We start from the raw sequence: 11,901 nt of genomic DNA on the forward strand, positions 1-11,901 counted from the left end.
CGGCGGCCGCAGCGGCTGCGGCTGCGGCCGCCGCGCGGGCCTCGGCCTGGCGGCGGGCCTCGGCGGCCGCCTCCTCCTGGCGCTTCCGCTCGCCGATCGCGAAGCCCTCCTCGACGGAGATGCGGGAGTCGCGGAGCGTGGTCAGCTGCGCCTGCAGCTCGGAGCTGCGGGCCTCCTGCTCGGCGAGCGCCTGATCCGCGCGAGCCTGGGCCGCGGAGGCCTCCTGCAGCTTGGCCTCGGCGTCGGCGGCGAGGGCGGCGAGCGCCTCCTTCGCCACGGACGCCTGCTTGCCGAGCGACTCGGCCGTGCGAGCCGAGGTGACGGCGGCGGTGAAGGCGGTGTCCTGCCGGTCGGCGAGCTTGGTCGCCGTGCCCATGCGGGAGAGGAGGGCGTCGGCGTCGTCGCCCCCGCTCGTGAAGAGGCGGAGGGAGACGTCGTCGCTGCCGCCGCTGCGGGCGAGCCGGGCGACGAGCTGGCCGACCTGGCGCTTCGCCTCGTCGGCGTCGGCCTGCGCGCGCTCGGCCTTGGACTCGAGGGCCTCGAGCTCGCCGGTCGCCTGGTCGAGCGCATCCACGGCGGCGGCGTGCTCGTCGGCGCGCTGGAGCGCGAGGGCCGTGGCGGCCTCGACCTCGGCGGAGAGCCCGGAGATGAGGGAGGTGATCCGCCCGACCTGGTCGGCGGTCGCCTGCTCGCTCGAGCGCGCGGCCTGCACCTCGGACCAGGTGGGGTACTCCTCCGCGGCCTGCGCGGACGGCACGCCGAGGCCGAGCAGGAGGCCGGATGCGGCGAGCACCGCTGCCATGCGCAGGCGCGGCGCGGTCGCGTGCCGCTGGCGTCCGGGGACGGGGCGGGGTGTGCGTGCGGTGCGGGAGATGGCGGGCCTCGTCGAGGTCGGTGGAGCGCGGATCTTCCGACGGTAACCGAAATACGCGCGGACAACACCATCCACTTTCGTTTCCGGTACCGAGGAAATACTGCTCGACCCTAGGCTCGGGGCGCAGGACGACCGGCGTCCGGTCGGGAGCGCGCATGACGGTGATCGAGGTGCCCGGCGGCCGGGCGCAGGCGCGCGGAGCCGGGATCGTCACCGCCGTCGTCGGGTTCGCCGGCACGTCGGCGGTCGTGCTCACCGGGCTCACCGCGGTGGGGGCGTCGCCGTCCCAGGCCGCGTCCGGGCTGCTCGCGCTGTGCGTCACGCAGGGGCTCGGCACCGTGCTCCTCGCGCACCGCTTCCGCCGACCGATCACGCTCTCCTGGTCGACGCCCGGGGCGGCGCTGCTCATCGGGTCCGGCGCGGTCGAGGGCGGCTGGGCCGCGGCGGTCGGGGCGTTCCTCGTCTGCGTGGTGGCGGCCTCCGGGATCACGGTCGGCGGCCTCGGCGCCGCGTTCTGCGCGCTCGTCGCCGGCGTGCTCGCGCACCTCGCGCTCCGGACGCGCGCGAGCCCGCGTGACAGACTCGATCGACACGAGGAGCGCGACGCCGCATGAGCCACGACACCACCCCCGCATCACCCGGAGCCGGAGCCGACGCCGACGCCGCCGTCGCCGCCCCGCTCGACCCCGAGCTGCAGAGCACGACCTGGACGCTGGTGCTCGCCCTCAGCGCTGAGCAGGTCTCGGGCGACGGCACGAGATCCGCCCGCCTGGCCGAGGCGCAGGCCGCGTTCGAGCGCCTGCTGCCCGCCGACCACGTCGTCAACCGCTGGACGCGCGAGGTCGGCCGCATGATGACCGAGGAGGCGCGCCTCTGGACCCGGTGGGAGCTGTTCACCCCCACGGTCGCGACGCCGCTGAAGCTGTGGTCGGAGGGCTACGTCGACGAGACGTGGTTCGCCGAGCGGCTGGAGGACGACCCGTTCGTCCCCGTCGTGATGAAGGCCCCCGCCGACGCTCCCCAGGACGGGGCCGCGTCGTGAAGGTCCTCGTCACCGGATCCCGCGGCAAGGTCGGCCGCGCCGCCGTCGAGGCGCTCGTCGCCGCCGGCCACGACGTGACGGGCGTCGACCTGGTGCGTCCCGTCTTCGACGCCGGCGTCGTGGTGCCCGGCCGCTACGTGATGGCCGACCTCACGGACGCCGGATCCGCGTTCGCGCTCGTCGCCGGCATGGACGCCGTGGTGCACGTCGCCGCGATCCCCCAGCCCACCGGCAATCCCGCGCACGTCGTGCTGCAGACCAACCTCATGTCGACCTTCAACATGATCGAGGCCGCCGTGCGCTTCGGCGTGCCGCGCTTCGTCAACATCTCGAGCGAGAGCATCGTCGGCAACTTCTTCCCGGAGCGGCCCTTCCTGCCGGACTACGCGCCCGTGGACGAGGAGCACCCGCTCCGCCCGCAGGACCCGTACGCCCTCTCCAAGGCCTTCGGCGAGCAGCTGATGGACGCAGCCGTGCGCCGCTCCGACATCCGCGTGATCTCGCTCCGCCCGAGCACCGTGCACAACGAGGATAACTACACGTCGAACCTCGGGAAGCAGGTGCGCGACGCGTCCGTGCTCACGGCGAACCTCTGGAGCTACATCGACGCGGACGACCTGGCCGACGCCATCGTGCTCTCGGTCGCCTCTGACCTGCCCAGCCACGAGGTCTTCTACATCGCGGCCGCCGACAACGCGGGCGGGCACGACTTCGCCGCCGAGCTGAAGCGGCACTACGGCGACGCCATCGAGCTGCGGGCGATCGAGCGGGTCGACTCCTCGGGCATCTCGACCGCGAAGGCCCGCCGCCTCCTCGGCTGGGAGCCGACGCGCAGCTGGCGCGACCACCTCGACGCCGACGGGAACGCGCTGCCTCGCTAGCGGATCGGGCCGCTGGTCGCTCTGCCTGCCCCCGCGGCGCGCGCGGCGTCAGCCCACGAGGCGAGCCGGCAGAGTGACCCACCGCCCCCTCCTATCGGTGCACGCTCCCCGAGTCGAGCGTCCAGATCTCGTTCGGAGACGCGAACCACACCCGCGAGCCGATCAGGTCCCGCTTCCCGCAGTGGTTGACGAGGATGAGCTTGGCTCCCGAGCCCCGGTATGACCGGTGCTGCAACGGGATGGCGTTCCATCCGTGCGACAGTTCGATGCAGTACTCGTCGCTGTGCGCGAACGTCTGGACGATCACGCCGTGCTTGCCCGTCACGGTGTCGGTCACGCGGAGGTCGAAGCCGTCCCACGGCTTCGCGTGCGGGCCGGCCTCCGGGCGCGCCTGGGCGGGCTGCGACACGGCCGCGGAGAGGACGGTCAGGAGGGCGGCGCCGCCGACGACGACGACGCGATGACGACGCGGATCAGGGGAGAGCGGACGAGGACAGGGCACGGGCACCTCACGGGTTCACATAGTCGGCGACGGGACGAGGATCATCGGGGAGACCGCCGCGCGGTCCTGGCAGCTCCCGCACGGACGGTCTGCTGCCGGTCAGGGACGATACGTCCGACGAAACTCCGTCGTCGCCAGATGCCAGTGCTCACCGGCGAAGACGTCCCGCGTGGTGTCGGGAAGCTGGCTTCCTCGCTCGCAGGTGTCCAGAGCGCTGACGGTCGCGTCGGCACCATCCTGCACTTTCTCCGCAGCGGGGAAGGGGACGGCCACCCACCCGGGCATGATCCGGACGCAGTCGACCGTGCCCGCCCCATAGGACTGCAGGATCAGACCGTGTACATCGTTCCGTCCCACGTAGATGTCGATGCCGTTCCACCTGCCTGTGTGAGGTGCTCGTTCCGAGTACGGGGTGGGGGTCGCGGCGGAGGCGCGTTCGGCCGGGAGCCCCACCGCGACGAGCAGGGAGGACGCAATGCAGAGGCAGGCGTCGAGCGCGCGCGTGCGTCGATCGCGAGTGGCGAGTGGAGCGGTGGCGAGCGGAGCGGTGGCTTTCATGACGGATCCTGACGTTCGAGGGAGCGCGCACCCGACCAGGCGACGCGAGACCCTCGCAGGCTAGGAGCGGGAAGCTGATCGCCTCGCGATCGGCCCACAGGGAACGAACCCGTGCCCCACGGATCATCCGGGGCAGGCGGGGCAGGCGTGGCGGACCCCGGACCCTGGTCGCCGTGAGGTGCCCGTCCTCGCCTGGCCGGACTCGCGGCAGATCCGTCGTCACCGGCATCTCGTCGGTGCGCAGGTCGGCCGAGGACGCCCTACCTGCCGTCCGGATGGCGCGTCATCGGGAGTCGATCCCGATCCACCCTGGCGCGACGGCCATGCACATGGCCTGGACGTGGTCGGCCTGCACCAGGAGACCATGCACGTCGCCACGGCCCACGAGGAGTTCGTCCCCCTTGCACGTGCCGACATGCGAGAGCCGCTCGGCCCGGCCAGCGCGGACGGTGACGGCGGCCGCGGAGGCCGGTCCAGCCGGACGTCGACCGCACCGACCGCGCCGAGGAGGACCACGCCGACGAGACCTCGGAGCAGGACGTGCGATCGACGGCGGAGGCGGACGGAGGGCGAGGAGACACCCCCGGGCGGCCCGTGTGGTCGGGGCGTGTACAGGATGCCCGCTGGAGAGCCAGCATCCGGTCGAGTCCCCACCGCGGCGGACGCCTCCCGGACGCTCCCTCCTCGTCCGGCGCGGTGCCCGGGGCCCGGCTCAGCGCCCCGTGTCCGGGGGCCGCTCCCCGGGAGCGACCCCTGCGCAAGGACGGCGGGAAGCGCGCCCGTCAGCGCGCTCCGAGCTCCGCGAGCACCTCGGCGAGCTGGCCGACGGCCCAGACGAGGTCCTCCTCCTCCACCACGATGGGCGGGGCGAGGCGGATCGTCGAGCCGTGCGTGTCCTTCGCGAGCACGCCGCGCTCGGCCAGCCGCTCGCAGACCGCGCGGCCCGTGGCGAGCGCCGGGTCGATGTCGATGCCCGCCCAGAGACCCCGGCCGCGCACCTCGAGCACGCCGTGGCCGACGAGGTCCGCGAGCCGCGCGTGCAGCACGGCGCCGAGGCGGCGCGCGCGCTCCTGCGGCTCGCCCGACGCGAGCATGTCGACGACCGCGTGCCCCACGGCCGCGGCCAGCGGGTTGCCGCCGAACGTGGATCCGTGCTGCCCCGGCTGGATGACGCCCAGCACGTCCGCGTCGCCGACGACCGCGGAGACGGGCACGATGCCGCCGCCGAGCGCCTTGCCGAGGAGGTACAGGTCCGGCACGACGCCGGCGTTGTCGCACTCGAAGGTCGCGCCCGTGCGGCCGAGGCCCGACTGGATCTCGTCCGCGATCATCAGCACCCGCTCGCGCGTGCAGATGCGCCGCACGTCGGCGAGGTAGCCCGCGGGCGGCACGACGATGCCGGCCTCGCCCTGGATCGGCTCCACGAGCACGGCGACCGTGTCCGCGTCGATCGCCGCCTCGAGCGCCGCCGCGTCGCCGTACGGGACGGTGACGAAGCCGGGCGTGAACGGCCCGAAGTCGGCGCGCGCCTCCTCGTCGTCGCTGAAGCTGACGATGGTGGTGGTGCGGCCGTGGAAGTTGCCGGCCATGACGATGATCTTCGCCCGGCCCGCGGCCACGCCCTTCACGCGGTAGCCCCACGCGCGCGCGACCTTGATGCCGGACTCCACGGCCTCCGCACCCGTGTTCATCGGCAGGACCATGTCCTTGCCCGCGAGTTCGGCGAGCGCCGTGACGAACGGGCCCAGCTTGTCGTTGTGGAACGCGCGGCTCGTGAGGGTGATCCGCCCGAGCTGCTCGGTCGCGACCCGCACGAGCTCCGGGTGCGAGTGGCCGAAGTTCACGGCCGAGTACGCGGCGAGGCAGTCGAGGAGGCGCCGGCCGTCGAGGTCGGTGACCCACGCGCCCTGGCCGGACGCGACGACGACGGGCAGCGGGTGGTAGTTGTGCGCGGCGTGCTCCTCCTCCGCGCGGATCGCGCGGGCGCCGGCCTCGGAGGCGGCCGGGCGGTCGATGGTGTCGGTCATGGCGTGGTCTCCCGTCGTCTCGTCGGTCGCTGTCTCGCCGGTCACTGCCGCAGCTCTAGCGTGCAGCACTTCACGCCGCCGCCGCCGAGCAGCAGCTCGGACAGGTCGACGCCGATGGGGGTGTAGCCGCGCTCGCGCAGCGACGCCTCGAACCCGACGGCCTTCTCGGCGATGACCACGTTGCGGCCGTCGCTGTAGGAGTTGAGGCCGAGGATCGACGCGTCCTGCTCGCTCACCTCGACCGCGTCCGGGTAGCGGCGTTCGATCTCGTCGAGGCTGTCGGCGTCGAACGCGCTCGGCAGGTAGGCGATGTTGGTGTCGTCGAGCACGGCGATCGCGGTGTCCAGGTGGTAGAACGACGGGTTCACGAGGCGGAGCGTCACGACCTCGCGGTCGAAGATCCGGGCCACCTCGGCGTGGCTCGTGCTGTCGCTGCGGAAGCCGGTGCCCGCGAGGATCGTGTCGCCCACGAGGAGGATGTCGCCCTCGCCCTCGTTGACCTGCTCCGGCACGCGCACGTCGAAGCCCGCCTCCCGGAACCAGTCCATGTACGCGGGGCCCTCGGGCTGGCGCTCGGGGTGCTGGAAGGCCGCGCCGTACGCGATGCCGTCGAGCGTGAAGCCGCCGTTGGCCGCGTAGACCATGTCGGGCAGGCCGGCGATCCCGTCGATGAGGTCGACCCGGAAGCCGAGGCCCACGTAGGTGTCGTAGAGCGTCTGCCACTGGCGCACGGCCAGCGACGTGTCGGTCGGGACGGCGGGATCCATCCACGGGTTGATCTTGTAGACCACGTCGAAGTGGTCGGGCCGGCACATGAGCACGCGCTTCGCGACGGCGGCGCGGCCGGTTGCGGTGTCCGCGGGCTGGGAGAGGGTGGAGGGCATGGTGCTCCTGCTTCGTGCGGCGCGCCCGAGGACGCGGTCGTGGAGGCGGACGATGTCCCAGAGCCCCGAGGGGACGCCTTCCCGACAGCCTGGCACGCGGATCACGCTCGTTCACCCGGTGGCCACGCGGATTCCGCGCGTGGGGGCCGGGTCCCACGCACGATCCCGCCATAGGGTCGGGACATGGACAACCTCGACCACCGGATCATCGACCTCCTCCGCCAGAACGGCCGCGCCGGCTACGGCGACATCGGCGGGACCGTCGGCCTCTCGGCCAGCGCGGTGAAGCGGCGGGTCGACCGGCTGGTGGCCGACGGCGTGATCCGCGGCTTCACGATCCAGGTCGACCCGGCCGTCGACGGGCTCAGCACCGAGGCCTACGTGGAGCTGTTCTGCCGCGGGACGGTCGCGCCCGACGAGCTGCGCCGGATCCTGCAGGGCGTGCCCGAGGTCGTCGACGCGGGCACCGTCACGGGCGACGCGGACGCCATCGTGCGGATCCGCTCCCGCGACATCCCGAGCCTCGAGGACGCCCTGGAGAAGGTGCGCCTCGCCCCGAACGTCGACCACACGCGGAGCGCGATCGTGCTGTCGCGGCTGGTGAACCGGACGCTGGAGTAGGGCTACGCGATCCTCACCGCTGAGAGCGCTACTGAACTCGGCGGTTTCCGGGTGGCGGATGTCGAAGGACTTCCTCGACGAGGACCATCCACAGGTCCCCTTTCCTCGATGCTGATGCCCCTCGATGCTGGACACTCGACGGCGACGACACTCCCGGCCGCCGTCGAGGCATCGGCGCCTGCGTCACGGGGGAGAGACGAGGAGACGGAGCGCCGTGGATCTTTCGGAGAGCATCGACAGGGCGACCATCGCTTTCTTGGCGATAGCCGTATTTGAAGGAGCCATCTGGGCAGGGTTCCTCGTGTGGGTCGGGACAGGTGCCTTCTCGTCGAGGAACGCCATCAACCGATGCGCATCCGAACGCATCAGCGCACTCAACGGTGGGAGGGACGTCTCCTTCGCCCAATCCGCCGTAAGCGAGGTGCGTCACAGCTTCTCCACGCTCTTCCGCCCTCTTGCTGGCTTGCGACGCGCAGACGCGAGCTGGGCCCGCGACGTCCAGAAGCACGCGCGCGGAGCCCTGACGGTAGAGGACATCGTGTCTCTGGAGGCGATGCTGACATCCGTCTCCGTCGGTGTCGGCATCAGTCGTGAGGCTGTCGGAGACACGCACCCGGATCGCACTTCCCCAGACAGGGAATCCCCGGCGCGCATATCCGCTGCTACATCGGGCTCACGGTCACAACTCCTCATGATCGAGGAGCGCGCTCGACAGGAGATCAACGGCGCTCAGAGCCTGGGCGACGTGCGACGCACACTCGCGGCGGCGCGATGGGGCCTTCTGCGTGTCGGCGTCAGCTCCCTGGCCGAGAGGGAGCATCGGGCCCGGTGGCAACGGCTGGGTGCCACCTGCGCTGACTACATCGGACGCGGCGCGGCGTTCAACCTCGTCGTGACGATGGTGATCGCACGACGCGTCGCGGAACTCGAGACGATCCTCAGCATCACGTCGCTGATCGGAGGAGCTGTCGGGGCGATCGCATTCGCGGCGATGCTGCTGGAGAGATCTCGACGTACCATCACGGCCGACTCTTCCGCTTTCCTATCACGATTGACGCGAAGACCGCTTCTGATGGCACTCGCGGCTCCCACATGGACCGCGTGCTTCATTGCTGGCGTATACGCCTTAAAGCAGTGGTTGCCGATCGTTCTACCCAGGTGAGGTTGGAGCCTCACGAGAACAGCGCCACCAGGATCACGACGTAGATGACGACGAAGAGCGCCGGGATGGCGTAGCGGAGCAGGTTGGTGAGGCCCTCGGCGGCGATGACCGTGCGGGCCGCGTGGGACTCCGCGCCGCGGTCGCGGAGGTCGCGCGCGATGGCGATGGCCTGCGAGTTGACGGAGAACTGCACGGCCGAGCCGAGGACGCCCGTCGCGAGGAGGATGAGCGCGGCGGCGAGGCGCGTGCCGAGGTCGGCGTCGGCGAGGCCGGTGCGCAGGAGCACGACCGTCGAGGTGAGCAGGAAGACCGGGGCGAGCTGGCTCGTGATCATCTGCTTGCGGGCGCGCGACCACATGGTGATCAGCTCGAGCTCGGACATGCGGCTACCTCCTGTCGGCGGCCGGGTGCCGCTCCCCCATCCTCCCCCGCGGGCGGCGGCCGCGGGCACCGGACCCCTGCATGTCGCGCCCGTCGGTCACCCGGGCATCGCTAGCCTCGGCGCATGGATCCCGCGCCCGGCTACCGCATCGACCCGGGATCCGCGGCCCCGCCCTTCGAGCAGCTCCGCGCGGAGATCGCGCGCCGGGCGGTCGAGGGCGAGCTTCCGGTCGGCGCGCGGCTGCCGACCGTGCGCGCGCTCGCGGAGCAGGCGGGCGTCGCCGTCAACACGGTGGCGCGGGCGTACAAGGAGCTCGAGGCCGACGGCGTGATCGAGACGCGCGGGCGGGCCGGGTCGTACGTCGCCGCGCAGGACGACGTGCCGCAGGCGCTGCGGGCGGCGGCCGTCGCGTACGCGCAGCTCGCCGGGCGCCTCGGCGTGGCCGACGGCGAGGCGCGCCGCCTGGTCGACGAGGCGCTCGCGGCCGGATGACGGATCCGCCGGGCACGGCGGCGACGCCGGGTTGCCGCGAGTCCACCTCCCGTTCACCCGGAGGCCGGACAGTACGCACGCCGCACGATCCGAACGGAGACCACATGCCCGAGTCCTCCCCGGAGGCGGCGACGCCGCACGACGACGCCGCGGCAGACCGCATGCAGCACGTGCTCGACCGGGCCGACGCCGTCACGCCGCCGCGCACGCTCGTCGACGTGCTCCGGGCCACGGTCGCCGCGCACCCCGACGCGTCCGCCATCGAGGACGGCGAGGGCGCGCTCAGCTACCGCGAGCTCATGGCGCGCGTCGTGCAGGTGGCCGCGTCGCTGCGGGAGGCCGGCGTCGCGAAGGGCGACCGGGTGGGGATCCGCATGCCGTCCGGATCCCGCGACCTCTACGTCACCGTGCTCGGCGTGCTCGCCGCGGGTGCCGCGTACGTGCCGGTGGACGCGGACGACCCCGACGAGCGCGCGCGACTCGTGTTCGGCGAGGCGCGGGTCGCGGGCGTCGTGACGGGGACGGGCGAGTACACGCCGCGGGCCGCGGATGCCGCCGAGACCGCCGCGGACGCCGCGACGGACGCAGCCACCGCCGCGCTCCGCATCCTCCCCGCCGCCGCCGCGCACGCCTCCACCTCCGCGCTGCCGCTCGTCGCACCGCCCGCGCCCGAGGACGACGCGTGGATCATCTTCACCTCGGGATCCACCGGCACCCCCAAGGGCGTCGCCGTCTCGCACCGCTCGGCCGCGGCCTTCGTCGACGCGGAAGCGCGCCTGTTCCTCCCGGAGGAGCCGATCGGCCCGGGCGACCGCGTGCTCGCCGGCCTCTCGGTCGCGTTCGACGCCAGCTGCGAGGAGATGTGGCTCGCCTGGCGGCACGGCGCGTGCCTCGTGCCGGCGCCGCGCAGCCTCGTCCGCAGCGGCATGGACCTCGGGCCCTGGCTCACCACGCACGGCGTGACAATCGTCTCGACCGTGCCGACGCTCGCGGCGCTCTGGCCCGCGGAGTCGCTCGAGAACGTCCGACTGCTGATCTTCGGCGGCGAGGCCTGCCCGCCCGAGCTCGGCCAGCGGCTCGCGACCGACGGGCGCGAGGTTTGGAACACCTACGGCCCCACCGAGGCGACCGTCGTCGCGTGCGCCGCGCCGCTCGGCGGCCCGGGTCCCGTGCGCATCGGCCTGCCGCTCGACGGCTGGACGCTCGCCGTCGTCGACGCCGAGGGCGCGCGCGTGCCCGAGGGCGGCGTGGGCGAGCTGATCATCGGCGGCGTCGGCCTGGCCCGCTACCTGGATCCCGCCAAGGACGCCGAGAAGTACGCCCCGTTCCCCGCCCTCGGCTGGGATCGCGCCTACCGCTCGGGCGACCTCGTGCGCTTCGAGGCGGCGGGCCTCGTCTTCCAGGGCCGCGCCGACGACCAGGTGAAGGTGGGGGGCCGGCGCATCGAGCTGGGCGAGATCGAGGCGGCGCTGCAGGACCTCGACGACGTGCAGGGCGCGGCCGTCGCGGTGCAGACCACCGGCGCGGGCAACCAGGTCCTCGTCGGCTACCTCGTGCCGCGGGATCCGGCCGCCTTCTCGCGCGAGGACGCCGTGCAGCGCCTCCGCGTCGCGCTGCCCGCCGCGCTGGTGCCGCTCATCGGCGTGGTCGACTCCCTGCCCACGCGGACCTCCGGCAAGGTCGACCGCGCCGCGCTGCCCTGGCCGCTGCCGGGAGCCGCGGGCGACGACGGCGCCGACCTCGACGCCGAGCTGCGCCCCCTCGCCGAGATGTGGTCGGCCGCGCTCGGCACGCCCATCGCGAGCGCCGACGCCAACTTCTTCGACCTGGGCGGCGGATCCCTGTCGGCGGCCCAGCTCGTGGCCCGGATCCGCACCATCGACCCCGAGTTCACGGTCGCCGACGTCTACGCTCACCCGCGGCTCGGCGCCATGCACGCGGCCATCGCCGGTCGCGCGCCGCGGGCGGAGCGCAGCGGCCCGCGCGTGGACGTGACGCCGACGCCCCGGCGCACGCAGTGGATCCAGACCCTGCTCGGCGCGCCCCTGCTCGCCCTGCAGAGCCTCCGCTGGCTCGCGCTCCTGCTCACGGCGAGCGCGCTGCTGCGCCCGCTCGGCGGCTTCGACGCGCTGCCCGACGTCTCGTGGTGGGTGCTCGTGCCCGGTCTCCTCCTGTTCGCGACGCCGTTCGGCCGCATGGCGATCTCCGCGGCCGCCGCGCGCCTGCTCCTCCGCGGCCTCGAGCCCGGCGACCACCCGCGCGGCGGCCGCTGGCACCTGCGGATCTGGCTGGCCGAGCAGATCGCGCAGCAGATCGGCGCGGTGGGGCTCGCGGGCGCGCCGTGGATCACGTACTACGCGCGGGCGCTAGGTGTACTCGGCCGTGACGTTGGTGACACTTCGGGGCGTGTGAAGAGGCCTCCTGGCTTGATGGAGCTGTTCAGTTCAACCATCGCCAGGAGGCCTCGATGTCCCAC

General features: G+C 73.1%; 12 protein-coding genes and 1 pseudogene. 7 read left to right on the plus strand and 6 right to left on the minus strand.

Going from position 1 to position 11,901, the window contains the following annotated elements; genetic code table 11:
- Positions 1 to 802: pseudogene (locus tag HDR73_RS13255) on the minus strand (M23 family metallopeptidase); the annotation flags it as partial.
- A gap of 227 nt (positions 803 to 1,029) precedes the next feature.
- Here HDR73_RS13255 and HDR73_RS13260 point away from each other — a divergent pair.
- From HDR73_RS13260 to HDR73_RS13270, 3 genes are read left to right on the plus strand one after another with little or no spacing between them, the layout of a single operon-like run.
- The gene (locus HDR73_RS13260; RefSeq protein WP_012297939.1) at positions 1,030 to 1,488 is read left to right on the plus strand and encodes a benzoate/H(+) symporter BenE family transporter; all 459 of its coding nucleotides are present in this window, start codon (positions 1,030 to 1,032) and stop codon (positions 1,486 to 1,488) included.
- Complete coding sequence (locus HDR73_RS13265; protein ID WP_012297938.1) at positions 1,485 to 1,916, plus strand: hypothetical protein; 432 nt, start codon at positions 1,485 to 1,487, stop codon at positions 1,914 to 1,916. The genes HDR73_RS13260 and HDR73_RS13265 overlap by 4 nt, the downstream gene beginning before the upstream one ends.
- Positions 1,913 to 2,797 carry an NAD-dependent epimerase/dehydratase family protein gene (locus tag HDR73_RS13270; RefSeq protein ID WP_012297937.1) on the plus strand — a complete coding sequence of 295 codons (885 nt, stop codon included), beginning with the start codon at positions 1,913 to 1,915 and terminating at the stop codon, positions 2,795 to 2,797. Before HDR73_RS13265 ends, HDR73_RS13270 begins: the two co-directional genes overlap by 4 nt.
- A gap of 91 nt (positions 2,798 to 2,888) precedes the next feature.
- Here HDR73_RS13270 and HDR73_RS13275 read toward each other — a convergent pair whose 3' ends face one another.
- The 4 genes from HDR73_RS13275 to ddaH form a co-directional block, all read right to left on the minus strand.
- Positions 2,889 to 3,299, minus strand: coding sequence for a hypothetical protein (locus HDR73_RS13275; protein ID WP_133064088.1), 411 nt, complete (start codon positions 3,297 to 3,299; stop codon positions 2,889 to 2,891).
- A gap of 99 nt (positions 3,300 to 3,398) precedes the next feature.
- Complete coding sequence (locus HDR73_RS13280) at positions 3,399 to 3,857, minus strand: hypothetical protein (protein ID WP_012297935.1); 459 nt, start codon at positions 3,855 to 3,857, stop codon at positions 3,399 to 3,401.
- A 782-nt stretch (positions 3,858 to 4,639) separates the two neighbouring features.
- The gene (rocD, locus tag HDR73_RS13285; RefSeq protein WP_041464825.1) at positions 4,640 to 5,884 is read right to left on the minus strand and encodes an ornithine--oxo-acid transaminase; all 1,245 of its coding nucleotides are present in this window, start codon (positions 5,882 to 5,884) and stop codon (positions 4,640 to 4,642) included.
- A 41-nt stretch (positions 5,885 to 5,925) separates the two neighbouring features.
- Positions 5,926 to 6,768 (minus strand): dimethylargininase, encoded by an 843-nt coding sequence (gene ddaH, locus HDR73_RS13290; RefSeq protein WP_041464325.1) that lies wholly within the window; start codon positions 6,766 to 6,768, stop codon positions 5,926 to 5,928.
- Positions 6,769 to 6,951: 183 nt separating this feature from the next.
- On the opposite strand from ddaH, the gene HDR73_RS13295 reads away from it, so the two are divergent.
- Both HDR73_RS13295 and HDR73_RS13300 read left to right on the plus strand, forming a co-directional pair.
- Entirely contained in the window at positions 6,952 to 7,389 is a 438-nt protein-coding gene (locus HDR73_RS13295) for an Lrp/AsnC family transcriptional regulator (RefSeq protein WP_011931848.1), read from the plus strand.
- A 214-nt stretch (positions 7,390 to 7,603) separates the two neighbouring features.
- Complete coding sequence (locus HDR73_RS13300) at positions 7,604 to 8,551, plus strand: hypothetical protein (RefSeq protein ID WP_041464324.1); 948 nt, start codon at positions 7,604 to 7,606, stop codon at positions 8,549 to 8,551.
- A 10-nt stretch (positions 8,552 to 8,561) separates the two neighbouring features.
- On the opposite strand, the gene HDR73_RS13305 is transcribed toward HDR73_RS13300, so the two are convergent.
- Positions 8,562 to 8,933 (minus strand): hypothetical protein, encoded by a 372-nt coding sequence (locus HDR73_RS13305; protein ID WP_012297931.1) that lies wholly within the window; start codon positions 8,931 to 8,933, stop codon positions 8,562 to 8,564.
- Positions 8,934 to 9,056: 123 nt separating this feature from the next.
- Between HDR73_RS13305 and HDR73_RS13310 the strand changes: the two genes are divergently transcribed.
- Positions 9,057 to 9,425, plus strand: coding sequence for a GntR family transcriptional regulator (locus tag HDR73_RS13310; RefSeq protein ID WP_012297930.1), 369 nt, complete (start codon positions 9,057 to 9,059; stop codon positions 9,423 to 9,425).
- Positions 9,426 to 9,529: 104 nt separating this feature from the next.
- Positions 9,530 to 11,901 (plus strand): non-ribosomal peptide synthetase (locus HDR73_RS13315; RefSeq protein ID WP_434269327.1); only part of this gene is annotated, 2,372 nt, incomplete at its 3' end.

The organism is Clavibacter sp. (assembly GCF_014802555.1).
Taxonomy (GTDB): domain Bacteria; phylum Actinomycetota; class Actinomycetes; order Actinomycetales; family Microbacteriaceae; genus Clavibacter; species Clavibacter sepedonicus.

What these genes read in the sequence shown, in the direction of transcription:
- HDR73_RS13260 (WP_012297939.1), top strand. Translation starts at nt 1,030, where the DNA reads ATGACGGTGATCGAGGTGCCCGGCGGCCGGGCGCAGGCGCGCGGAGCC.
- HDR73_RS13265 (WP_012297938.1), top strand. Translation starts at nt 1,485, where the DNA reads ATGAGCCACGACACCACCCCCGCATCACCCGGAGCCGGAGCCGACGCC.
- HDR73_RS13280 (WP_012297935.1), bottom strand. Translation starts at nt 3,857, where the DNA reads ATGAAAGCCACCGCTCCGCTCGCCACCGCTCCACTCGCCACTCGCGAT.
- rocD (WP_041464825.1), bottom strand. Translation starts at nt 5,884, where the DNA reads ATGACCGACACCATCGACCGCCCGGCCGCCTCCGAGGCCGGCGCCCGC.
- ddaH (WP_041464325.1), bottom strand. Translation starts at nt 6,768, where the DNA reads ATGCCCTCCACCCTCTCCCAGCCCGCGGACACCGCAACCGGCCGCGCC.
- HDR73_RS13295 (WP_011931848.1), top strand. Translation starts at nt 6,952, where the DNA reads ATGGACAACCTCGACCACCGGATCATCGACCTCCTCCGCCAGAACGGC.
- HDR73_RS13305 (WP_012297931.1), bottom strand. Translation starts at nt 8,933, where the DNA reads ATGTCCGAGCTCGAGCTGATCACCATGTGGTCGCGCGCCCGCAAGCAG.
- HDR73_RS13310 (WP_012297930.1), top strand. Translation starts at nt 9,057, where the DNA reads ATGGATCCCGCGCCCGGCTACCGCATCGACCCGGGATCCGCGGCCCCG.